Consider the following 23,862-nt stretch of genomic DNA (forward strand, 5'->3'; position numbering starts at 1 on the left):
CCGGCTCACAACTCGATGTCGATGGTGGAGGGTGCCCCGGCGGCGACCCGGCGGGCCCCGGTCAGCTCGCCGACCGGCACCCCGGGGTCGGCCAGGACGGTGTCGGCGATCTCCAGCCAGAGGTCGGCGAAGGCCCGCACCGTCCCGGGCAGGAACAGCCCGGCGTCGTACGCCCAGTGCACGCGCAGCGAGTCCGCGCGCTCGTAGACCTGCATGTCCAGGTCGAACATGGCCTGGCCGGTGGGCGCGACGGCCAACTCGACCCGCCGCCCCAGGAAGTCGGCGGCGGCCACCTCGGCGTGCTGCATCGCGAACAGGGTGTCGAAGAGCGGATGCCGGTCCTGGTCGCGGACGGGCAGCACCTCGGCGACCAGCGTGTCGAACGGGTAGTCCTGGTGCGCGAACGCGTCGACCACGTCGTGCGCCACCTCGGTCAGCAACTCCCGGAAGGTAACCTCCGGCCGCACCCGGTGCCGCAGGCAGACCGTGTTGACCAGCATCCCCATGGTCGCGTCCAGGCCCGGGGCGCCGCGACCGGCCACCGGGGTGCCCACCGTGACGTCGGTCCCGCCGGTGGCCGCGGCGAGGAAGGTCGCGTAGCAGGCGAGCAGCACCTGGAACAGGGTCACCCCCTCGCGCCGGGCCAGCGCCCGCAGCGCGGCGGTCCGCTCCGCCCCCACGTCGAACTCGACCGTGCCGGCCCGCGCCGTCGCCGGGCGGCCGGTCAGCCGCGCCGCGTCGGTGGGCAGCCGCAGGGGCGCCGGCGGCTCGGCGAAGCGCCGCCGCCAGTAGTCGCCCCCGGGCGGCTCCCCGGCGGTGGCCCACACCGCGTAGTCGGCGTACTGGGCGGGGACCGGCGGTGGCTCGCCGCCCGCGTAGACGGTGTCGACCTCGCGCAGCAGCAACGCCAGGGAGAGGCCGTCGGTGACGATGTGGTGCAGGTCCAACGCCAGCACCGGGCCGTCGCCGGTACGCCGCAGGCCGGCCCGCAGCAGCGGCGGGGCGGCCAGGTCGAACGGCTCGACCGGCAGCGTCCCCGTGCCCTCGACCTCCGGCAGGTCGAACCCGACGGCCGGCAGCACCCGCTGCACCGGCCGGCCCGCCTCGGTGCCGAAGGCGGTGCGGAGGATGTCGTGCCGGGCGATGACGGCGCGGAACGCGTCCGCCAGGCGGGCGCGGTCGACGTCCGCCGGCAGCGGCACCAGCAGCGGCAGGTTGTAGGTCACCGACGTGGGGTCGCGGGACTGGGCGAGGAAGACGCGGCGCTGCTGCGGGGAGAGGGGGTAGGCGCCCGCCGCCTCGGCGCGGGGCAGCGGCACGGCCGCCCGGGCCCGGCCGATCTCCTCGGCGAGCCCGGCCACCGTCGGGTGGCGCAGCACCGCGGCGAGGGAGACGCCCACCCCGAGGGCCCGCTGTGCCTCGACGGCCAGTCCGGTCGCGGCGAGCGAGTCGCCGCCGGCGGCGTAGAAGTCGTCGAGCACGCCCAGCTTCGGCACGCCGAGCAGGCGTTCCGCGATGCGCACCAGGACGCGCTCGGTGTCGTCGCGCGGCGGCAGGTACGCCCCGAACCGGTCGTCCGGCTCGACCAGGTCCGCGGGGTCGAGGGAGTCGACCTGCACGATGTGCCGGGGCAGCTCGGCGTCGGGCAGTTCCCGGGCGAGCAGGCCGCGCAGGTGCAGCGGGTCGAGGTAGTCCTCGGCCACCACGTACGCGCAGCCGCCCTTCACGGCCACCCCGCGCACCTGGGGCCAGAGGCGGGTCAGCGTGTCGACGTCGGCCATCACCGCTCCGCACCGGTCGCGCCGACCAGGGCGCGCACCGTGGGGTGCACGTACAGGTGGCGGGGGGTGAACTCGCCGAGGCCCTGCGCGCGCAGTTCACGCAGCAGCCGCAACGCGAGCAGGGAGTTGCCGCCGAGGTCGAAGAAGTTGTCCTCCGGCCCCACCTCGGCGCCGAGCACCCGCTCCCAGACCGCCCGGATCCGCTCGGCGCGGCCGGGCCCCGCCCCGGGGTCGGCGGGTTCCCGGGGGGCGGGCAGGGGCCGGGCGGCCGGCGCGGGCAGCCGGGCGGCGTCGAGCTTGCCGTTGGCGGTGAGCGGCAGCGCCGGCAGCGGCGTCACCGTGGCCGGCACCATGTACTCGGGCAGGATCCGGGCCACCCGGCGGCGCAGCTCGGCGGGCGGGTCGGCCCCGTCGGCGAGCACCACGTACGCGTGCAGCCGGGCGTCGGCGGTGTCCACGGTGACCGCCACGGCCAGCACGTCCGGGTCGTCGAGCAGCACCTGGCGGATCTCGTCCAGCTCGATCCGGTAGCCACGGATCTTGACCTGGTCGTCGAGCCGGCCCAGGTGCTCCAGCCGCCCGTCCGGGAGCAGCCGGCCCCGGTCGCCGCTGCGGTACATCCGCCCGCCCCGCCAGGGGTCGGGCAGGAAGCGCTGGGCGGTCAGCTCGTCGCGGTGCAGGTAGCCGTCGGCCACCCCGACGCCGCCGACGTGGATCTCCCCGGCGGCGCCGGGCGGCAGCAGCCGCCCCGCCGGGTCGAGCACGTGGACGTACCAGCCGGGCAGCGGGCGGCCCACGGAGCGGGTGCCGGCCAGGGCCAGGCCCCGGTCGATGGTCTGCGCGGTGACGTGCACGGTGGTCTCGGTGATGCCGAACATGTTGACCATCCGGCAGTCGCGCTCCGGGTACCGGTCGAACCAGCCGGTCAGCATGCCGGCGTCCAGCGGCTCGCCGCCGAACACCACCAGGCGCAGCCCCAGCCGGTGCGCGGCCCGCCGGTCGGCGTCGACGAGCTGCGCGAACGCCGACGGGGTCTGGTTGAGCACGGTGACCCGCTCCGCGCGCAGCAGGGCGTGGAACTCGGCCGGGTCGCGGACCACCAGGTGCGGAACGACGACCAGGTGCCCGCCGGTGAGCAGGCAGCCCCAGATCTCCCAGACCGAGAAGTCGAACGCGCTGGAGTGGAACATCGTCCAGGTGTCCGCCGGGCCGAGCCCGAACTCGTCCCGGGTCGCGGCGACCAGGGCCAGCACGTTGCGGTGCGGGACCTGGACCCCCTTCGGCCGGCCGGTGGAGCCGGAGGTGTAGATGACGTACGCGGGGTCGTCCGGGCCTGCCGTCGCCGCCTCGCCGCCCGTCGCGTCGTCGGTGTCGTCGGCGAGCAGCTCGTCGACCTCCACGCCGTCGGCGCCGACGAGCAGGCTCACGCGGGAGTCCTCGACGGTGTAGCGGATGCGCTCGGCCGGGTAGGTGGGGTCGATCGGCACGTAGGCGGCGCCGGCTTTGAGCACGCCGAGCAGCGCCGCCACCAGGTCCACGGAGCGTTCCAGGCAGACGCCGACGCGGGTGCCCGGGCCGCAGCCCCGCGCCCGCAGCGCCGCCGCGATCCGCCCGGCGCGGGCGTCGAGCTGGGCGTACGTGAGCCGGTCGGCGCCGTAGGACACCGCCGGGGCGTCCGGGGTGTCCCGCGCCCACGCGGCCACCAGGTCGTGGATGCCGCCGGTCGGCTCGGGCAGGCCGACGGCCGCCCCGCCGAGGGCCGCGACCCGGTCCCGCTCGGCGTCGTCGAACAGGTCGCAGTCGGCCAACGCGCGGTCGCCGTGGGCGAGGAGCTGGCCGAGGACGCGGGCGACGTAGCCCGCCACCGTGGCGACCACGGCGGGGGACCACACGCCGGTGTGGAAGTCGCAGGTGACGGTGCTGCCGCGCAGCGTCAGGGTGAGCGGCCACGGCGGCGTCAGGCTGGGCAGGTAGGTGTCGGCCGGGCTGTCGGCGGTCAGCACGCCGACCGCGGTCTCCGGCGGACCGGCGTCGGGCGACCGCCAGGGGACGGGCCACGGGGTCGGCTCGGCGGGTCGGGCCGCGAGGGCGCGCAGGGTGCCGTCCACCGACACGGGCACGACCGCCGGCCCCTCGTCGCGCAGCGTGCCGACCCGCACCCGGCGCACGCCGCCGAAGCGGGCCAGCACCGCGCCGACCGCGCCGGTCAGCGCCAGCACGTCGGTCCCGGCGGGCACCGCGAAGGCGTACGACGCGGTCCGGTCGGCGCGCGGGTTCCCGCCCCGCCAGGCGGTGTCGCCCTCGTGTTCCCCGTCGTCCTCGGCCCCGGCCGTCTCCCCGGCGGCGCTCCCCGGCGGCTCCGGCTGCCCGGCCGGCCCCGGCTGCCCGGCCGGGTCCGGCGCGACACCCTCGGGGCGGTCCCCGGGCCCCGGGCCGGCGGTCGGCTCCGCCCCGGCCGGCGGCGCGGTCCCGGCCGCCTCGAGGGCCAGCTCGCCCAGCGCGCGGCCGGTGAGCGGGCCACGCCGGGCGACGAGCACCAGGTCGGCGCCGGCGTCGTGGCGCAGCAGCACCGCCCGCACCGGCGGACCGTCGGCGGGCAGCGGTCGCGCCAGTTCGGCGGCGCGGCGCGCGACGGTCGCCGCCGCGGGCACCCGGTCCACCCAGAGCCGGGCGGCGTCGAGGCCCCGCCGCGCCAGCGCGGCGGCGAACCGGGCGGCGACCTCGTCGGGGCCGCCGGCGACGGCCACCGCCGCCGCGTGGCAGGAGCGGCCCGGGTCGGACTGCTGTCGGGTGGGCTGTGGACGGCTGCTCATCGGGTCGTGAATCCTCCGTCGACGGTGATGACCGAGCCGGTGACCTGCGACGACTCGTCGGAGGCCAGCCAGAGTGCGGCCTGGGCCACCGAGTCGGGCTCGATCAGCGCGTTCATCGGCTGGGCCTGGACGAACGTCTCCTCGTGCTCGGCGACCGGCACCTCCAGCGAGCGGGCGATCTCGGCCAGCATCCGACCCTCGACGTACGGGTCGTCGCGCACCGAGCCGGGGCACAGGGCGTTGACCCGCACCTTCAGCGGCGCGTAGTCCAGCGCCGCGGCCCGGGTCAGGCCGACCAGGCCGTGCTTGGCGGCGACGTACCCGGCGAAGTGCCGGTAGCCGACCAGGCCGGCGGTCGACGCCACGTTGACGATGCTCCCGGCGCGCTGTCGGCACATCACCGCGCCGACCGCGCTGACCATCCGCCACGGGCCGGAGAGGTCGACGTCGAGCATGAGCTGCCACTCGGCCTCGCTGATCTCGTGCACCGGCTTGCCGGAGGGCGCCGCGATGCCGGCGTTGTTCACCAGGACGTCGATCCGGCCGAACCGGTCCAGGCAGAGCGCGACGGCGGCCCGGACCGCGTCGAGGTCCCGCACGTCGGCCTCGACCGGGTACGCGGCCACCCCCAGTTCCGCGCAGAGCTTGGCGGTGTGCGTGAGCTGGCTGGCCGAGCCGAGCGGGTACGGCACGTCGGGCAGGTCGTGGGCCACGTCCACCAGGACCAGGTCGGCGCCCTGCGCCGCGAAGGCGGTCGCGCAGGCCCGGCCGAGTCCCCGCGCGGCGCCCGTGATGATCGCGGTCCGGCCGGCCAGCCGGCCCGGCGTCGGCTCAGGCACCGGCCAGCCTCCGTCGCACCAGCGCCAGCAGCTCGGCCGGGTCGTCGGCGAGGTACATGTGTCCGCCGGCGACGGTGAGGGAGGCGAACCCGGCGGAGGTGACCCGGTCCCAGCCGGCCAGCGCGGAGGCGGCCACCAGGGTGTCGTCGGCGCCGCGCAGCGCGGTCACCGGCACGTCGAGCCGCTTGTCGCCGCCCGGCCGGTAGCCCTCGTGCAGCTCCACGTCGGCGCGCAGGGTCGGCAGCAGCAGCTCCCGCATGTCGGGGTCGGCCAGCGCCGGGTGCGTGTAGCCGGCGAACTCCTCCACCCGCGCCACGAACTCGTCGTCGGGCAGGTCGGCGGCCGTGTGGTCGCGGCCCGACCACGGGTCGGGCGAGCCGCTGACGAACAGGTGCGCCAGCCGCACCCCGGCCGCCTGGGCCAGCCGGCCGGCCATCTCGTACGCGAGCACCGCGCCCATGCTGTGGCCGAACAGCGCCACCCGGTCGCGGCCGGCGACCAGTTCGAGCACCTCGTCGAGGAGCCCGTCGACGGCCTGGTCCATCCGGCGGTACGGCTCCTCGACGAAGCGCTTCTCCCGGCCCGGCAACTGCACCGGGAGGATCTCCAGGTCGGGCGGTGCGACCCGCTGCCACGGTTGGTACACCGAGGCGCCCGCGCCGGCGTACGGGAAGCAGAGCAGTGACGTGACGGTCAAGACGGCTCCTTGCCGAGGAGGGCGGACCGGACGGCGCCGAGCAGTCCGGGGTCGGCCCGGGCGAGCAGGTCGTGCCCGCCCGGGACGGTGACGGTGGTGCAGCCGGCGGTGGTGAGGTCGGCCCACGCCGCCGTCCCGACGTCGTCGACGTGCGGGTCGGCGTCGCCGCGGATCGCGGTGACCGGCACGCCGATCGGGCCGGCGTCGCGGTAGCGGTAGCTGCGGCCGAGTTCGAAGTCGGCGCGGGCCGCCGGCAGCGCGGCGGCGGCCAGCTCCGGGTGCGCGGCGACGGCAGCCGGCATCGTGCCCAGCGCGACCAGTTCGGCGAGGAACGTGGCGTCGTCGGCGCCGGAGTGGTCCGGTTCGGCCTCGGCGCGGTGCGGGGCGACGGCCGAGGAGACCACCAGGAAATCGGCGGGGCGGTGCCCGCGTCGCTCCAGCCGGCGGACCAGCTCGAACGCCACGTACGCGCCGAGGCAGTCGCCGTAGACCGCGTAGGGCCGGTCCAGGTGCGGCGCCAGGGCCGCCTCGAGGGCCTGCACCAGCGGCGTCATCCGCCGTGGCGCGGGTTCGGCGACCCGCTCGCGGCGGCCCGGGTACTGCACCGCGTTCACCTCGACGGCGCGCGGCAGCCCCGCCCGCCAGGTCTCGAAGGCCCCGGCGTTGCCGCCCGCGTAGGGCAGGCAGAACAGGCGCAGGGCGGGCCGGGCGACGGGTGCCCGGATCACCAGCCACGGGTTCTCAGCCATCGCGGCTCACCCGCTCGACGACGGCGCCGTAGCTGCCCAGCGCGACGAACTCCGGCAGGGTGATGGTGCTGCCGTGGCGCTGCCGTAGCGCGGTGACCAGGCGCAGCGCGCGCAGCGAGTCGCCGCCCGCGGCCAGGAACTCCGCCCGCTCGCCGCGCGGCGCCACGCCGACGACCTCCTGCCAGACCGACGCCACCCGGGCCGCCCAGCGGTCCCGGGCGTCCCCGTCACGCGGGGCGGGGACGACGGGACCCGACGGTCCGACGGCGGGCAGCGGCGCCGTCGGGTCGGTCGCCAGCAGCCGGCGGTACGCCTCGGCCAGCCGGTCGGCCCGCGCCTCGTCGACGTGCCGGGCGTCGTACTGGAGGGTCAGGGCGAGCTGGCCGGTCGCCGGGTCCACCTCCACGTCGACGGCGAGGCTGAACGCCACGTCGACAGTGATGCCCCGGCTGTCGACGATGCGGCTGCCTCGGCCCCCGCCGTCCTCGCCCTCGTCGGCGCCGCCGTGGAAGTGGGTCCAGTTGAAGAAGTGGTCGAACCGGGGCCCGGCCCCGCCCGCCCGGACGATCTCGGCGAGCGGGAAGCGGTGGTGGCCCATCAGCGACCGCTCCGCCTGCCAGGCGTCGGCGGCCAGCTCGGCCAGCGACCGGGTGCCCAGCACGGCGCTCACCGGCAGGGTGTTGAGGAACAGCCCGAGCGTGGCGTCGCTCCCCTCGGCCTCGGGCCGGGCGCCGACGACCAGCCCGGTGACCACCTCGTCCCGGCCGGCGGCCTCCCCCATCACCCGCAGGTGGACCGCGAGCAGCCAGGACTTGGCCGGTACGCCGGCGGCCCGGGCGGCCTCGGTGACGGTGTCGGTGGTGGACGCCGCCAGCGGCACCCGCCGGGTGGTGGTGATCCGTGGCTCCGCCCCGCCGAGCAGCAGCGGCGGCACGCCGCCGGCGCCCTCGAGCCAGAACCGGCGCGACCCGGCGTCCGCCACGGCCTCCCGTTCCGCCGCCACGTACGCGCGGAACGGCAACGTCGGGCGGTGCGGCACGGGCAGCCCGGCGCGGCGCCGGTCGTACGCGGCCAGCAGTTCGCCGAGGAGGAGGTGCAGGCTCCAACCGTCGAGGATCGCGTGGCACTCCGCCACGATCAGGGTGAAGGTGTCGGTGTCGTCGCGGACGGCGTGCAGCCGCAGCAGCGGCGGCCGGTCCCAGTCGAAGGGCCGCACCCGCTCGGCCGCCACCAGCTCGTCGACGCGGGCCCGGCGGGTGGCCCCGTCGGCGTCGGTCAGCTCCGTCACCGGCACCTCGACCGGCACCTCGGCGTGCACCAGTTGCAGCGGCTCGCTGAAGGCGCCGAGGGAGAAGCCGGTCCGCAGCACCGGATGGCGTGCGACCAGGTCGGCCAGCGCGGCGCGCAGCGCCTCCGCCTCCAGCGGCGCGTCGACGCGGTGCGCGGTGACGTTGTGGTACATCGCCGGGTCGCCGGTCAGCTCGCAGTGGTAGACCATGCCCTGTTGCAGCGCGGTCATCGGGTAGGCGTCGGCCAGCCCGGCGGGCAGGAGGTCCCGGTCGGCGGCGGCGACCAGGGCGAACGGCTCCGCCGCCCCGGCCACGTCGGTGGCGTCGGCATCGGCGTCGGGCCCGGTGAGGGTGATCTCGCCGTGCGCGACCAGTTCCCGGATCGACTGGTGCACGAAGATGTCGCCGAGCCGGAACGACAGGCCGCGCCGGTTGGCCGCGACCTGCATCTGGATGCTGCGGATCGAGTCGCCGCCGAGGGCGAAGAAGCTGTCGGTCACCCCGACCGACTGCGTGCCCAGGACCTCCCGCCACGCCTCGACGAGGATCTCCTCGGCCCGGTTGGCCGGCGCCACGGCCGGCTCCCGCCGGGCCCGGTCGAGCTCCGGCGCGGGCAGCGCGGCCCGGTCGAGCTTGCCGTTGCGGGTCAGCGGCAGGTCGTCGAGGAGCACCACGGCCGCGGGGACCAGGTGGGCGGGCAGCCGCTGGGCGAGCCAGTCGGTCAACCGGGCCTCCAGCGGGCCGGCGGCCGGGCCGTCCGGGACCGCCACCGCGGGCCGCGGGTCGGCGGCGTACTCGGGGCGCACGGCGTGCAGGGTGTGCCGGTCGGTGCCGGTGAGCAGGTCGTCCTGGCGGGTGACCACGTCGAACCCGCGGTCCTCGAAGAGGGCGATCAGCTCGTCCAGGCGCCCCTCGGTGTCGGTGCCGACGGCGTCGTGCACCTCCATGGCGACCTGCGCGATCAGCGGCCAGTGCCGCTCCTCGATGCCGGCGAGCACGTCGGCCTCGGCCCGCTGCACGTCGATCTTCAGCAGGTCGATGCGCTCCGGCGCGACCTCGTCGATGACCTCCGACAGCGGGCGCACGTCGACTGTCACCTCGGCGCCGTCGAAGCGCTCCGCCAGCAGCTCGTCGACCCGCTCCAGCAGGGTCTCCCGGTCGGACTCGCCCCGGTCGCGCTCGTTGGCGAGGAACCGCTTGATCACGGCGACCTCGGCCGCCGGGTCGGCGTACGCGGCCTGGCCGGACATCATCGAATAGCCCGGGTAGTAGGTGAAGGAGACCTGCGCCGGCGCGGTGGACAGGCCCACCGGGTGCACGGTGGCCGGCACGCCGAACTCCTCGACGTTGCGCCGCAGGGCCGCCACCACCGACGGCACCGGCTCGAAGGCGTGGATGGTCGCGTCCGGGCAGGCCGCGTGGACGAACAGCGAGAACATGCCGATGTTGGCGCCGACGTCGAAGACCGTCGCGCCCCGGCGCAGCACGATGCCGTCGCGCAGGTAGACCCGCTGCGTGAAGATCTCGTCGTACAGGTAGCGGGTCTCGTGCGGGTTGATCCCGGCGACCCGGTCCAGGTCGACGTCGACGGCCGGCGCGGCCGGGCGGACGTAGCCGACGAGGCGGTCGCCGTGCCCGTCGTCGTCGCGGGCCACGACCGCCGCGTCGGCGACCTCCGGGTGCGCCCGCAGCGTCGCGGCCACCTCGCCCGGCTCCACCCGGAAGCCGTGGATCTTCACCTGGTCGTCCAGCCGGCCCAGGTAGCTCAGGCGCCCCTCGGCGTCGAAGCGCACCCGGTCGCCGGTGCGGTAGACCCGCTCCGTCCGGCCGCCGGGCAGGGCGGCCCGGACGAACCGGCGGCCCGTCGTCTCCGGGTCGCCGAGGTAGCCGTCGGCCAGCTGCGGCCCGCTGACGCAGAGCTCGCCGGCCACGCCGGGCGGCACCGGCCGCAGCCGCTCGTCGAGGACCCACACGCCGACGCCCGGCAGGGGACGGCCGATGGTCGGTGCCGTCGCGGGGCGGATCTCGGCGGCGGTGCTGTCCACGGTGCACTCGGTGGGCCCGTACAGGTTGACCGCCCGGACGCCGGGCAGCGCGGCAAGGGTGTCCCAGAGGTCCGGCGGGATCGCCTCGCCGCCCACCAGCAGCAGCTCCGGCAGCCGGGCGTCGCCGGCCCCGGCGAGCAGGATGCGCAGCTGGGAGGGGGTCAGGTCGAGCACGTCGACCCGGTTGTCGGCGAGGGTCGCCGCCAGCGCGGCGCCGTCGCGCCGGGCGTCCTCGGGCACCAGGTACAGGCTGCGGCCGTGGGCCAGCTGCACGAGCTGCTTGACCGAGGCGTCGAAGGTGAGCGGGGCGTTCACCGCCACCCGCAGCCCGGCCCGGCTGCCCGCGTACACGGTCTCCTCGAGCGCGTACGCCAGGTGGGCCGCGGCGCCGTGCGGGACCTGGACCGGTCGCGGCGTGCCCGTGGAACCGGAGGTGAAGATGACGTAGGCCGCATCGGTGGGCGCCACCGGGGGCACGGCCGCCGTCGCGGTGCCGGCGGCCAGCTCGGCGACGGTGGCGCCGGCGAGCCCCGCCGGGCCGCCCGCGCCGACGACGAGCCCGGCGTCGACCGCGCGGACCTGCGCGGCGAGCCGCTCGGCCGGCGCCGCCGGATCCAGCGGTACGTACACCGCGCCGGCCCGCAGCACGCCGAGGAACGCGGCGACGGTGTCCCGGGACCGGGTGGCGAGCACGCCCACAGGTGAGCGGTGCAGCCCCCGCTCGACCAGGCCGGCGGCGACCCGGGCCGCGACGTCGCGCAGCTCGCCGACGGTGTACGTGCCGTCGGCGGCGACCACCGCCGGGCTGTCCTGGTCGGCGCCGGCCAGCCCGTCGTCGAGCAGCTCGACGAGGGTGCGCACCGCGGCGCGGGACGGCTGGCCGGCCGCGTCGGCGAGCCAGTGGGCCTCCCCCTCCCCGGTCAGCACCAGCGGCGTGCCGTCGGCCAGCGCCCGGGGCAGCGACCCCAGGATCGCCAGCAGGCCCTCCAGCAGCCAGCGGCCCCCGACGACCCGCAGGGTCACCTCGTCGTCGCCGACCACGGCGGTCAGCTGCGGGCCGGCCGTCGCGGGCGGCGCGGAGACCTCGACGGCGGTGGCGCCCAGGCCACCCAGGGCCGCCGGGTCCCCGGCCGGGACGACGGCGAACCCGGCGACCGCGTCGGAGTGTTCGCCGACCGGCTCGACCAGGTGGAACGCCTCCTCGGCGGCGGACTCGGCGGCGCGTACCTCGTCGAGCAGCGCCTTGGGTGCGGCCGGCAGGGGCAGGCCCAGCCGGACCGGCGCGTGGCCGCCCAGCGGGCCGACGACACCGGCCGTCCCGGTGGCCTGCCGCCCGTCGCTCCACCGGGCCAGCACCAGGTCCGCGTCGTCGACCCCGGCGGGCGGTTCGGTCCGGCGGGACAGCGCGAGCGCCCAGGCGGCGAAGAGCAGGTTCGCGACGCCGACGCCGGCCTCGCGCGCGGCGGCGCTCAGTGCCGCGGCGGGCAGGGTCGCGGTGCCGACCTCGGCCGGGTCGTCGCCGTGCGGGGTGACCAGCCGCGCGGCCGGCGCGGCGGGTGCGCCGAACGGGTCGGCCTCCTGCCGCTGCGACAGCTGCCACTCGGTGACGTCGAGGAACTGCAGGGCGTCGGGGTCGTCGGCCAGCCGGCCGTCGGCGTACGCGCGGGCCAGGTCGGCGAGGACGAGCCGCAGGCTCGCCGGGTCGGCGATCAACGGTGTGGCGGCCAGCTCCAGGGCGTCGTCGGTGACGGTCACCGACAGCTCGCCCTGGGCGCCGACGACGACGCTGCGGGCGTCGTCGACGTCCTGCAACGGCACCCGCAGCCCGGGGTGGTGCACCAGGGCCAGGCGCAGCGCCTCGTGCCGGGCGACCACCGCGTCCAGGGCGGTCTGCAACCGGGCCCGGTCCAGCGGGCGGTCGAGCAGCACCCGGGCGCGGACCAGGTCCTGCGCCCCGGACCAGGCCAGCCGCTGGATCGGGGACAGACGGTAGCCGTTCACACCACGCTCCGGTTGAGGTAGAGGTCGGACATGGCGACCAGGATCTGCCGGTCACCGCTGAAGGGTTCGCGACCGTGGGTCGCGAGGAAGTTGTCCACCACCAGTACGTCGCCGCGCTGCCAGGGAACCGACACCGCGTGTTCCCGATACAGGTCCCGGATGCCGGCCACCACCTCGTCGGGGATCGGCTCGCCGTCGCCGTAGTAGGCGTTGCGGGGCAGCCCCTCGGGCCCGTACTCGCGCAGCAGGGCGGCCGAGACCTCGGCGGGCATGTTGGAGACGTGGAACAGGTGCGCGTGGTTGAACCAGACCGTCTCGCCGGTGCGCGGGTGGGTCGCCACCGCCTGCCGGCGGGCGCGGGTCCGCAGCCCGTCGCCGTCGAGCCAGGTGTACTCGGTGGCCGAGTCGGCGCAGTACTTCTCGACCTCGGCGCGGTCGGTCGTCTGGAACGCCTCCTGCCAGGGCAGGTCCAGGTGCGGGCCGTAGTTGCGCACGTAGCTGACCCCGTGCCGCAGGAACCGCTGGCGCACCTCGGCGGGAATGCGCGGGCTCACCACCCGCTCGCTGGCCAGCGGGGTCGCGCCGCCGCTGCCGGTGGCCGGCTGGGCGCACCAGAAGTAGAGGTGGGTGGGCCAGTTGTGCGAGTACGACATCTCGTGGTGCAGCGGGATCCACTGCTCGGCGTTGAACTCGGTGGAGGTGAAGACCTTCTCCGCGACCTCGTGCCGGGGCGCGGCGCGTTCCAGGTAGCCGAGCAGGTCCGGGCTGACCGCGCGGGCGGCCCGGCTGAAGTCGTCCGCCGTGGCCACCTCGAAGCCCCGGAAGAAGACCGCCCCGTGGGCGTCGAGGTCGCGCAGCAGCTCGTCGCGGCGCCCCGCAAGCCAGCCGGCCAGGTCGAGGTCCGGCACGGCGGCCTCCACCATCAGCACGAACGTGTCGTCGACCAGCACCCGGCGGGACACCGGCGAGGTGACCGCGCCGCTGCCCCGTCGGCGCGGCGCCGGCCCCGTCACGACCGCATCCCCGTGGCGGTCACGGTGGCGGCGGCCAGCTCGGGCGCGGCGACCGGGTCGGACATCGCGGTCAGGATGCGCCGGGGCGGCGTGAACGGCTCCCGGGCGTGCGCGGCCAGCATGTTCTCCACCAGCAGCACGTCGCCGCGCCGCCACGCGAAGGAGCGGGTCTCGGCCGCGTACGCGGCGCGCAGCTCGGCCAGCACGTCGTCGCCGATGGGCGTGCCGTCGCCGTACGCGGTCTGGTAGGGCAGGTCCTCCTCGGCCAGCGACGCGCGCAGCCCCGCGCTGACCTCCGCCGGCAGCGAGGTGACGTGGAAGAACAGGGCGTGGTTGAACCAGGTCCGCTCCCCCGTCACCGGGTGCTCCCGCACGGCGGGGCGGACCTGGCGGGTACGCAGCTGCTGCTCGCCGACCCACTCGACGTCGATCAGCGCACGGGCGCAGTACGCCTCGACCTCGGCCCGGTCGTCGGTCTGGAAGGCCGTCTGCCACGGCAGGCTGATCCCCGGCAGGTAGTTGCGCCGGTAGAGCACGCCCCGGCGCTCGAATCCGGCGACCGTCTCCGGGCGCAGCCGGGCGAGCACCCGGCGGCTGTCGGCCAGCGGGGTGCGCCCTCCGGCGGCGGGCTCGGTCTCGCAGTGGAAGACGATGCGCAGCGGCCAGTTCACCGTGTACGACTGCTCGTTGTGCAGCACGATCGGCTGGTCGGCCGGGTGCTCGGTGGAGGTGTAGACGCCCTCGGTCACCTCGCTGCGCGGCGACGAGCGCTCGCCGTAGCTGAGCACGTCGTCGGAGAGGGCGGCCATGACGGTGCGGAAGTCGGCCGCGCCGTCCACCGCGAAGCCACGGAACAGCACGGCACCGGCGCGGTGCGCCAGCTCGTCCACGGTGGACCGGTTGCCGGCCAGCCAGGCGGCCAGGTCCACGTCGGGCACGTTGGCCTGGACGAGGGCCGGCAGGGGCCCGCCGGGCCAGTCGGGGCGTACGTCGACCAGGGACCGTTCGCGGCCGCGGCGCGGGATCACCGGCGCGACCGGGGTCTGCTCACTCATCTCTCGTTCCCCCCAGGGTGTGGGCACATCGGGCGAGGCTGCGCCGGGGATCGGCGGCCGCGCCGCGTAGGAATGCGGTGAAGCGGCGGTGCCACGTGTCGACCAGTTCGCCGTCGAAGCGGTCGGTGCGGTAGGTCCAGAGCGCCTCCAGCCCGTCGCGGCGCTCGTCGAGCCAGAGGGTCAGGTCGAGCCGGGCGGTGTCGGGGGTCAACTCCACCCCGACGAACTCGCCGCCGGAGGCGTCGACGTGCCGGGCCGCCGGGGCGTTCTGCACGCCGAACGCGAGCTGGACCAGCGGGTTGCGGCCCGGTTGCCGGGCCGGGCGGAGCCGCTCGACGACGACGTCGAACGGCACGTCCTGGTGGGCGGCGGCGAAGAGGGTCACCTGGCGCGCCTCGTCCACCAGGTCGGCGAAGGACCGCTCCGGATCGGGCCGCAGGCGCAGGGGCATGGTGTTGACGAAGCAGCCGACGCTCTGTTCGGCGGCGACGCTGGTCCGGCCGGCGAAGGCGACACCGATCAGCACGTCGGTGCGGCCGGTCTCCGCGGCGACCAGCGCGGCGAAGGCGGCCAGCCCGACCATGTGCAGGCTGGCGCGGCTGGCGCGGGCGAGGTCGCGGACGATGGCGGCGGTGTCGTCGTCGATGCGGGTCCGCAGGGCGGCCCCGCCCGGGGAGCGGTCCGCGCGGGGCGGCGTGGCGGCGGCGGGCAGGTCCAGGACCGTCGGCGCGTCGCGCAGCGCGGCGACCACGGCGGCCACGGCCTCCCGGCCGGCCGGGGCGGCCAGCCAGTCCCGCTGGGCCACGGCGAGTTCCGCCGGGCCGGTCGCCGGACCGGCCGGCCACGGCGAACCCGCCCCGGCGCCCGCCGACTCGGCCTCGCAGGCGCGGCCCAGGTCCCGCACGATGACGCTGAACGACCAGTCGTCGCAGACGATGTGGTGGGCGACCAGGAGCAGCGCCGCCCGCCCGTCGTCGGCGGCGACCAGTCGGGCGCGCAGCAGCGGGCCGGTGGCGAGGTCCATGGGGGTACGCGCCTCGACGGCGGCGAGCTGGTCGAGCTGCTCGTCCAGCGGCACCCCGGCCCGGGGCGGGGCGGCGACCAGCGGGATGTCGAGGTCGTCGCGGACCCGCTGCACCGGCCCGTCCGGGGTCGACGGGAAGACGGTACGCAGCGCCGGATGCCGGGCCACCACGCGGCGCAGTGCCCGGCCCAGCGTCCCCGGGTCGGTCCCCGGCGGCAGCCGGACCGCGAACGACACCAGGTAGGAGGTGTCGGCCGGGTCCAGCTGGTGCAGGAACCACAGCCGGGTCTGCGCGGCCGAGAGGGGGGCCGTGTCCACGGGCGCCGCGGGCGGCGTACCGCCCGCCGACGGGTGCCCCGGCCCGGGTGCGGCTCCGGCGGTCGCGGTCCCGGCGGTGCCCGTGGTGGTGGCTCCGGCGGCCCGGCGCAGGTCGTCGAGGTGGCCGGCGAGCGCCTCCACCGTGGCGTGTGCGAACAGCGCCGCCGGGGCGACCGGCAGGCCCGTCGCGGCGGCGAGCCGGGTGGCGCAGCGTACGGCCAGGAGGGAGTCGCCCCCGAGGGCGAGGAAGTCGGCCTCCGCCCGGTCCACCGGCCGACCGAGCACGTCGCGCCAGACGGCGGCGACCGTGGCGGCGGAGCCGGCCAGCGGCGCGCCGTCGCCGTCGCTCGCGGCGGCGGCGACCTCCGGGGCGGGCAGCGCCGCCCGGTCGACCTTGCCGTTGGGGGTGGTCGGCAGGCGATCCAGCCAGACGACGGCGGACGGCACGAGCGGGGCGGGGACCGTCTCCCGCAGCAGGTCCCGCACGTCGTCGCGGCGCTGGCCGACGACGTAGCCGACGAGCAGCGGGTCGCCGCTCGGCCCGGTCCGCACCGCGGCGGTCGCCTCGCGTACGCCGGGCAGGGCGGCCAGCCGTGCGGCCACCTCGCCCAGCTCGATGCGGTATCCGCGCAGCTTCACCTGGTCGTCCATCCGGCCGAGGAACTGCAACTGCCCGTCCGGGCGCAGCCGGACCCGGTCGCCGGTGCGGTACATCCGCTCCCCCGGGCGGAACGGATCGGCCAGGAAACGCGCCCGGGTCTCCTCCGGCCGGTTGAGGTAGCCCCGGGCCAGCCCGGCGCCGGCCAGGTACAGCTCTCCCGGCTCCCCGGGCGGCACCGGCCGGCCGTCCGCGTCGAGCAGGTAGACGCGGGTGCCCGGCAACGGACGGCCGATCGGCGGGTCTCCCCCGTCGGCCGGCACCTCCGCCCAGGTCGAGTAGGTGGTGTCCTCGGACGGCCCGTAGAGGTTGCAGAGCCGGCGTACGTGCGGCCGGGCGAGCACCCGGGCGGCGAGCGCCGCGGTCAACGGCTCGCCGGCGAGGCAGACGGTGCGGACGCTGCCCGGCAGCGCGCCGGCCGCGAGCAGCTCGCTCATCGCCGACGGCACGGTGTTGACCAAAGCGACGGGCAGTCCGTCGGCGTCCGGCGCGGCCAGGGCCAGCGCGTCGCGGACGAGCACCACCCGACCGCCCCAGCAGAGCGGGCCGAAGAGCTCGAAGACGGACAGGTCGAAGCAGACGGACGTGGCGGCGAGCACGCCGCCCAACTCGACGTCGGTGAAGGTCTCCCGGGTCCAGTGCATGAGCACGGAGGCCGAGCGGTGCTCGACGGCGACGCCCTTGGGCCGGCCGGTCGAGCCGGAGGTGTAGATGACGTACGCCAGGTCGGACGGGTCGCCGGGCAGGCCGGGCCGGGCCGCCGGCCGGGCGTCGAGGTCGAGGCCGGGGTCGTCGAGACGCAGCGCGGCGTCGGCGAACCGGTCGGCGAGGTCGGCCACCGTCAGCACCAGTCGGGCCCCGGAGTCCTCGGTCATGAAGGCGACCCGGGCGGCCGGATAGGCGGGGTCCAGCGGCACGTAGCAGGCACCGACCTTGAGTACGCCCAGCAGCGCGGCCACGAGCCGGGGACTGCGGGGCAGGCAGACGCCGACGCGGTCCCCCGGGCGCACCCCCCGGTCCACGAGGAGCGCGGCCACCCGGTTGGCCGCCGCGTCCAGCTCGCCGTAGGTGAGGCTCTGCCCGTCGCACCACACGGCGTCGGCGTCCGGGCTCCGGTCGACCTGGGCCTCGACCATCCGGTGCAGGGTGTCGACGGCGGACGGTCGGACGGCGGAGCGGGACGGGGTGGGCCGACGGACCGGCCCGGCGGGGCGCGCGGGTGCGCTCACCGCGAACCGCAGACTGGCATGGCGCGTCCCATCGAGCACTCCCCCCAATACCGACGGTGATCGGTCGCGCGCCCGCTGCCAGGTCGACGACCGGAGAGGGTGACACATCGTGACCATGAGCCACCGGGCCATCGCTCTCCGCAGAGAGAGTCCACGACCGCCGATTCCACTGCCAAGATGTCTCCCAGGATTCGGGACACGAGTGGCGCCCGCGTGGAATCCCAGATCCGGCCGATCCCGCGGGTGACCGGGCCACCCCGACGGGCCCCACCACGGCAGACGTCCCGCCGCGCGGTCAACGGGTCCGATGCGGGCACCGGGCGACTGTCAGGTATCGGGCAGCTCCCCCGACCACCGGCGGCCGGTCGCGTCGGCGGCGTTCGCACCGGGACGGGAAAGCGCTTACCATCATTCATGCATCGACGGGATTGGATCGCTGGCGGCCTCGACGGGGTGGTCGCGCGCTCCTCCCGCCGCCCCGCGCCAGCCGAAGGAGCCACATGACGTCCCCCGACCCGCACAGACACCCCACCCGTCGACGCCTCGGCCTGGTGGCCACGGCCGCGCTGGCCCTCGTCGGCGCCGCCGTGGCCGTCGGTCCGCAGCCCGCCGCGGCGGCCACGGTCGACCCCAACGCCACCTACGTCCTCGTCAACCGGCACAGCGGCAAGGCCATGGACCTGTGGGGCTGGTCCACCGCCGACGGCGCGCCGGTCAACCAGTTCACCCGCAACGACCTGGCCGTGCAGCAGTGGCGGTTCGTCGACGTGGGCGGCGGATACCACCAGATCCGCTCGGCGCACAGCGGCAAGGCGCTGGAACTGCCGAGCGCCGAGGACGGGGTGCAGCTCGTCCAGAACACCGCCGCCAGCGGCAACACCCGGCAGCACTTCCGGCTCGCCGACTCCGACGGCGGCCACGTCCGCCTCGTCAACCGGCACTCCAACAAGGCGCTGGACGTGTGGCAGTGGTCGACCGCCGACGGCGCGATGATCTCCCAGTACCAGGACCTCGGCGGCGCCAACCAGCAGTGGCAGTTGGTCAACCTCGGCTCCGGCGGCACCGGCTGCGGCAGCGGAACGTTCCACGCCGAGGCGGTGCTCAGCGGCGGCACCTGGACCGCCCGCAACGGCGCCAGCACGGTCTACACCGGAAGTGACATGCGCGCCGCCGTCCAGGCCGCCGTGAACAGCCTCGGCGCCGGGCGGACCAGCAAGCAGCGCGTCGTCGTCCGCGGCTCCGGCCCGATCAGCGCCGGCTCACGGATCTCCCTGCCCAGCCACACCGCGATCGACGTCTGCGGCACCATCAACGTCACCGGCTCGGGCAGCGGCGACCAGGCGCCCATCTACTCCCGCGGCACCACCGACGTCGAGGTCGGACACCTCACCGTCACCGGCTCCCCGCTCTACGGGATCTTCCTGCGCAACGTGACGAACGTCGTCCTCGGCCGCATCGACATGCGGCTGGGCGGCGGGCTCGGGATCCGCATCGACAACCGCGGGGACACCAGCCAGTGGACCCGCAACGTCCGCATCGACAGCGCGTACGTCTCCGGCGCCAGCTCCCACGCCGTCGAGACGTACGGCGTGGACGGGCTGACCATCGGCACCGTCACGGCGCGCGACGTGGGCGAGTCCGGACTGCTGCTCAACCAGACGATCAACGCCACGGTCACCACCGTCGACGCCGAGAACGCCGGCGCCGGCACCGGGTACGCCGCCTTCCGGATGGCCAACCGCAACGGGCGCGTGGGCTCCGGCTACCCGACCAACATCCGGGTGGGCACCGTCCGGGCGCGCGGCGGCGGCCGGGGGATCTTCTGCGTCTCCGAGTCCGGCGGCGCCGTCATCGACCGGGTGGACATCGCCAACACCGGCAACAACGCGGTCCTGATCGAGAACTGCCAGAACGTGGACATCGCGGCCAGCGGCGGCACGATCAGCGGCGGCGGCGAGGTGCGGCTGGCCGAGCGCACCGAATTCCCGGGCAACCGGGACATCACGCTGCGCAACTTCACGCTGGTGAACAGCCGGATCGTGGAGAACCCCTGCGCGGACAACCTGAGCATCAGCAACGTCGGGCTGAGCAACTCCACGATCGTCCGGTGCTGACGGGGCGGCCCCGGCGCGCTCGCCGGGTCGCTCCCGCCGTCCGGCGTCGACGGTCGACGCGGCGCCGGACGGGTCGGACGGGGCACGGACGCCGCGCGGGCGACCGTGCCCCGTCCTCCCGCCCTGGGCGCTCCCGGCCCCGAGGGGGGCGGGACCGGGAGCGCCCGGACGGAGCGCGTCGGTCAGCCCGCGACGGAGCGGAAGACCGGGTAGTAACCGCCGGACTGGCCGGCCGCGGTCGGGTGGTACGAGATGCCGAGGTTGGCGAAGTTGAGGGCGTGCAGCCACTTCGTGCCGGAGCTGCACAGCTGGTGCCCGACGAACTGCGACCGCACGTCGGCGAACTTGAAGCCGGCGGCGACGGCGGCGGTGCGGGTGAGGTCGTCGACCAGGTTGATGCCCTCGTTGATCTTCGTCCGGGAGGTGGCGCTCAGCCCGATGCAGGTGGTGCCGAGCTGGTAGAAGACCGGGTAGCCGACGACCACCACGCGGGCGTTCGGCGCCCGGGTCTTGATGCCGTTGTAGACGTTGCGCAGCAGGCCGGGCAGCTGGGCCCGGGCCTTGTCCTGGGCGGCCTGCACGGCGGCCACGCACTGCGTGGTGCCCTGGAGCACGCAGGTGGACATGATGTTGGCGAAGCCGACGTCGTTGCCGCCGATCGTGACGCTGACCAGGGTGGTGGTGGAGCTCAGCGCCGACAGCTGCGTGTTGATCAGGCTGGTCGTGGTGGCGCCGGAGCAGGCGACCGAGCGGTACGACGCAGGCTTGATGTTGGCCGCGTACAGCGCCGGGTAGGCGTTGGTGCTGCGCTGACAGGAACCGCTCTCGCTCGTGTAGCTGCCGGCGCCCACGCCCGAGGCGTACGAGTCACCGAGCGCCACGTAGCGGTCGGTGGCGGCGGCCTGGGCGGGGGCTGCCATGGTGAGGCTGACGCCGAGAGCCGTGGCCAGGCTCAGGGCGAGGGAAACGAGACGGGTTCTCCGCACGTCGCAACTCCGGGGGTATGAGGAATCGAGTGCGAGATTGATATCACCGAATATTCGTCAACGAAAGATCTTGCCGGAACATATAGGGGTGCCGGTAAGGACCTACCGGGTTCAGGCGCCGAAACCGTTGCTGCACAGGGGTCGTGTACGCCCCGGCCGGGGTTCCGGCCGCGGGGTGCCGCGAGTCGGGGCGTACGCGGACGGGGCGGAACCTCAGCGGGACGCGCCGCCCCCACCGGTGGCCGTCGCCACGAACATGGTCTGCACCTGATCGGCGGCGTCGAGCCCGGGCACGGCGTGCGCCCGCACGTCGACGAAGCCGGCCCGGCCCAGGGCGGCCCGCCAGCCCGCCACGTCCAGCAGCGGGGACGCCGGCACCCGCGGCTCGTCCTCCGCGTGCCGCCACCAGCCCTCGGCCAGGCCGAAGGTCAGCGTGTTGTAGTCGAGGCGGCTGGTCATCTCGTTGACCACGAGGATGCCGCCCGGCTTGAGCAGCGCGTGGCAGTGCCGCAGCGCGGCGGAGATCCGCAGGGTGGCGTGCAGGACGTTGCTGGCCAGCACGACCTCCATCGAGCCCGGCTCGAAGCCCTGGTCCTCGGGCGCGCCCTCCACGTTGTAGCGGGCGAAGTCGACGTGGGGGCGGTCGACGCCGAAGCGCTGCCGTCCCAGCCGCAGGAACGCGGGCCCCACGTCGGTGTAGAAGTACCGCAGCCGTTCCGTCCGGTCCGCCAGGGCGTCGAGCACCGGGCCGCTGGTGCCACCGGTCCCCGCGCCCACCTCCATGACGTGGGCGTAGGACCGCGGATAGCGCCGCAGGAACTGCCGGACGTGCTCGCGTACCCGGGCCGCGCAGAGCCGGTTGTAGAAGTCCAGCTGGACGTTGTCCCGGTAGATCGCGGAGACCAGGTCGGCGGAGCCGCCCGGGAAGAGCACCTCGTTGGCCGGCCGGTCGCCCCGCACCACCTCGACGAGCTGCGTCTGGCAGGCGACCAGCAGCGGCACGTACCCGGCGGCCTCCGGGTGCTCCCGACGCAGCGTCGCCGCCGCCGCGTCGACCGCGTCGTCCTCGGCGAGCCCGGCCGCCTCGGCGACCCGTCCGGTCACGGCGAGCCCGTCGCCCTGCCGACGCAGCAGGCCGGCGTCCGCCAGCAGGTCGAGCAGGGCGTCGCCGAGCCGCTGGTAGCCGGGAGCCACCGCGAGCCGGGCCAGGATCTCCTCCCGGCCGGCGACGGCCCCGGGGGCGGGCAGGACGCCCGCGGCGGCCAACCGGGCCGCCAGCAGCCGCCGCCCGAAGTCCGTCACCGCCTCGAAGGAGGTACGGAACCGCGCGTGGCGTTCCTGGTCCACGTCCACGAGCGGCTGCGGCGTCGCCTCGACGTCCGGTGCGGTCACGATGCGCCCTCCAGGTGCGAATCCGGCGGTGCCGGTCAGGTCAGGTGCGCGGCCACGGATGCCGCGGCACGGGGTACGGTCGGCCGGCCGGCGAGCTGCGCGGTCAGGTCCGCGAGCAGCTCCGCCCGCGCCGGCACGAGATAGAAGTGGTCACCGGGGAACGCCCGCAGCCGGAAGCCGCCGGTGGTCAGCTCCGCCCAGGCGGAGACCGACTCCTGGTCGCAGGCCGGATCGCCCGTGCCGAGGTACGCCGTGATCGGCGCGGACACGCGCCGCGGCGCACGCGGCAGGTAGCCGTGGATCAGCCGCAGGTCGGCCCGGAGCGCCGGTACGACCAGCTCCCGCAGCTTCGACGAGCGGAAGACCACCGGATCCACCTCGCCGAGCGCGGCGATCCGGACGAGGAACTCCTCGTCGTCGAGGTGGTCGGGGTGCTGGTCGATCCGGGTGACGTGCGGTGCCCCGTGCCCCGAGACGAACAGGAACTCCGGCACGACGCCGAACCGCTCCTCCAGCCGGACGGCCACCTCGTAGGCGACCGAGGCGCCCATGCTGTGGCCGAACAGGGCGAGGGGACGGTCCAGGTACCCGGTGAGCGCCTCGGTGACCCGGTCGGCGAGCACGTCCATCCGGTCGACGCACGGCTCGGAGAGCCGGTCCTGCCGGCCCGGGTAGCGGACGGCGAGCACGTCGACGGAGTCCGGCAGCCGCGCCGCCCAGGTCTGGAAGAACCCGGCCGAGCCGCCGGCGTGCGGCAGGCAGACCAACCGCAGGCCCGCGTGCGCGCCGCCCCGGAACACCCGCAGCCAGGGATCGCCGCCGGTCGGGCGGGGCAGGGACATCTGGGGCACTCTCCGGTCGCGCCGCTCAGTCCGACATCGCCACCAGCACCCGGCGGTCGCCCGTGTACGGGCGCCGGCCGTGCGCGGTGAGCACGTTGTCGATCAGCAGCAGGTCGCCGACCCGCCAGTCGACGTCGACCGCCGCCTCCAGGCCCCGGTCGCGGATCTGGGTGACGTACTCGTCGGGGATCGGGGAGCCGTCGGCGAAGGTCACCGACTGGGGCAGCTCGTCCGGGCCCATCACCTGGGTCATCACCCTGGCGATGTCGTCGTCCAGGCCGGCCGGGTGCCACTGGTCGGCCTGGTTGAACCACACCTCGGCCCCGGTGACCGGGTGCCGCAGGGTGGATTCCCGCAGCTGGACCACGCGCAGTCCGTCGGCGGTCCACTCCCAGGTGGCGCCGGCGCCGGCGAGGAACTCCTCGACCTCGTCGCGGCTGTCGGTCTCGAAGGTCTCCCGCCAGCTCTTGCCCAGCCCCATCCCGTCGTGCAGGTTCTGCTGGTAGCGCAGCCCACCGGCGAAGTCGGCGCGCAACTGCGGGTCCAGGGAGTCGAGCCACAGCTCGGCGTCGACGACGGGGGTGGCGCCGCCGGTCTCGGCGGCGATCTGGCAGAAGAAGAGCAGCCGGGCCGGCCACTGCGCCGCATACGACAGCTCGTTGTGCATGGAGATGGTGTACCGGGACGGGTACTCGGTGGAGGTGTAGACGTTGCGGCCCACCTTGGTGCGGGGCGAGTTGCCGTGCACGTACGCCAGTCGCCTCGGCAGCAGCAGGTCCATCACCGGGTCCAGGGTCTCCGGCCGCACCCCGAAGCCACGGAAGACGAGCGCCTTCTCGGCCGTGAGCACCTCCGCCAGGTCCAGCTCGCGCAGGTGGCCGACCAGTCCCTCGGCGCTCGGCGCGCAGCCGGCGCTCTCCGGGGTGATCTCCAACGGCTTCCAGCTCGCGTGCTCGTTCATTCCGGGGCTCCTCACCGTCCCAAGCTGTGCGATCCCTCCCAGGCTCTGCCGCTCCG

Annotated in this window: 14 protein-coding genes; 1 reads left to right on the forward strand and 13 read right to left on the reverse strand. The window is 75.7% G+C overall.

Features of this window, described 5'->3' with window-relative positions:
- Window positions 1-5: 5 nt before the first annotated feature.
- From ACN27A_RS07260 to ACN27A_RS07300, 9 genes are read right to left on the reverse strand one after another with little or no spacing between them, the layout of a single operon-like run.
- Window positions 6-1,781, reverse strand: coding sequence for a condensation domain-containing protein (locus ACN27A_RS07260; RefSeq protein ID WP_421450592.1), 1,776 nt, complete (start codon window positions 1,779-1,781; stop codon window positions 6-8).
- Window positions 1,781-4,594 carry a non-ribosomal peptide synthetase gene (locus ACN27A_RS07265; RefSeq protein WP_421450594.1) on the reverse strand — a complete coding sequence of 938 codons (2,814 nt, stop codon included), beginning with the start codon at window positions 4,592-4,594 and terminating at the stop codon, window positions 1,781-1,783. Before ACN27A_RS07265 ends, ACN27A_RS07260 begins: the two co-directional genes overlap by 1 nt.
- A complete protein-coding gene (locus ACN27A_RS07270; RefSeq protein ID WP_132238351.1) occupies window positions 4,591-5,433 on the reverse strand; it encodes an SDR family oxidoreductase in 843 nt (280 codons plus the stop codon). The genes ACN27A_RS07265 and ACN27A_RS07270 overlap by 4 nt, the downstream gene beginning before the upstream one ends.
- Window positions 5,426-6,130, reverse strand: coding sequence for a thioesterase II family protein (locus tag ACN27A_RS07275; protein WP_132238353.1), 705 nt, complete (start codon window positions 6,128-6,130; stop codon window positions 5,426-5,428). Before ACN27A_RS07275 ends, ACN27A_RS07270 begins: the two co-directional genes overlap by 8 nt.
- The gene (locus tag ACN27A_RS07280) at window positions 6,127-6,879 is read right to left on the reverse strand and encodes a thioesterase II family protein (RefSeq protein ID WP_421450596.1); all 753 of its coding nucleotides are present in this window, start codon (window positions 6,877-6,879) and stop codon (window positions 6,127-6,129) included. The genes ACN27A_RS07275 and ACN27A_RS07280 overlap by 4 nt, the downstream gene beginning before the upstream one ends.
- The gene (locus ACN27A_RS07285) at window positions 6,872-12,214 is read right to left on the reverse strand and encodes an amino acid adenylation domain-containing protein (protein WP_421450598.1); all 5,343 of its coding nucleotides are present in this window, start codon (window positions 12,212-12,214) and stop codon (window positions 6,872-6,874) included. Before ACN27A_RS07285 ends, ACN27A_RS07280 begins: the two co-directional genes overlap by 8 nt.
- Complete coding sequence (locus tag ACN27A_RS07290; protein WP_421450600.1) at window positions 12,211-13,227, reverse strand: TauD/TfdA family dioxygenase; 1,017 nt, start codon at window positions 13,225-13,227, stop codon at window positions 12,211-12,213. The genes ACN27A_RS07285 and ACN27A_RS07290 overlap by 4 nt, the downstream gene beginning before the upstream one ends.
- Window positions 13,224-14,282 (reverse strand): TauD/TfdA family dioxygenase, encoded by a 1,059-nt coding sequence (locus tag ACN27A_RS07295; protein WP_421450602.1) that lies wholly within the window; start codon window positions 14,280-14,282, stop codon window positions 13,224-13,226. Before ACN27A_RS07295 ends, ACN27A_RS07290 begins: the two co-directional genes overlap by 4 nt.
- Complete coding sequence (locus ACN27A_RS07300; RefSeq protein ID WP_421450604.1) at window positions 14,275-17,511, reverse strand: amino acid adenylation domain-containing protein; 3,237 nt, start codon at window positions 17,509-17,511, stop codon at window positions 14,275-14,277. The genes ACN27A_RS07295 and ACN27A_RS07300 overlap by 8 nt, the downstream gene beginning before the upstream one ends.
- Before the next feature lie 500 nt (window positions 17,512-18,011).
- Between ACN27A_RS07300 and ACN27A_RS07305 the strand changes: the two genes are divergently transcribed.
- Window positions 18,012-19,625, forward strand: a complete 1,614-nt coding sequence (locus ACN27A_RS07305) for an RICIN domain-containing protein (protein ID WP_421450606.1) — start codon at window positions 18,012-18,014, stop codon at window positions 19,623-19,625.
- 182 nt (window positions 19,626-19,807) lie between these two features.
- Here the strand turns inward: ACN27A_RS07305 and ACN27A_RS07310 are convergent, their stop codons facing one another.
- The 4 genes from ACN27A_RS07310 to ACN27A_RS07325 form a co-directional block, all read right to left on the reverse strand.
- Complete coding sequence (locus tag ACN27A_RS07310; protein ID WP_421450608.1) at window positions 19,808-20,611, reverse strand: SGNH/GDSL hydrolase family protein; 804 nt, start codon at window positions 20,609-20,611, stop codon at window positions 19,808-19,810.
- Between the two features lie 213 nt (window positions 20,612-20,824).
- Entirely contained in the window at window positions 20,825-22,003 is a 1,179-nt protein-coding gene (locus ACN27A_RS07315) for a class I SAM-dependent methyltransferase (RefSeq protein WP_421450609.1), read from the reverse strand.
- 35 nt (window positions 22,004-22,038) lie between these two features.
- The gene (locus tag ACN27A_RS07320) at window positions 22,039-22,845 is read right to left on the reverse strand and encodes a thioesterase II family protein (protein ID WP_421450611.1); all 807 of its coding nucleotides are present in this window, start codon (window positions 22,843-22,845) and stop codon (window positions 22,039-22,041) included.
- A 25-nt stretch (window positions 22,846-22,870) separates the two neighbouring features.
- On the reverse strand, window positions 22,871-23,806 hold the full coding sequence (locus ACN27A_RS07325) for a TauD/TfdA family dioxygenase (protein WP_132238371.1): 936 nt from the start codon (window positions 23,804-23,806) through the stop codon (window positions 22,871-22,873).
- Window positions 23,807-23,862 lie beyond the last annotated feature (56 nt).

It is taken from the genome of Micromonospora sp. WMMD737, assembly GCF_049179055.1.
GTDB lineage: Bacteria > Actinomycetota > Actinomycetes > Mycobacteriales > Micromonosporaceae > Micromonospora > Micromonospora reichwaldensis.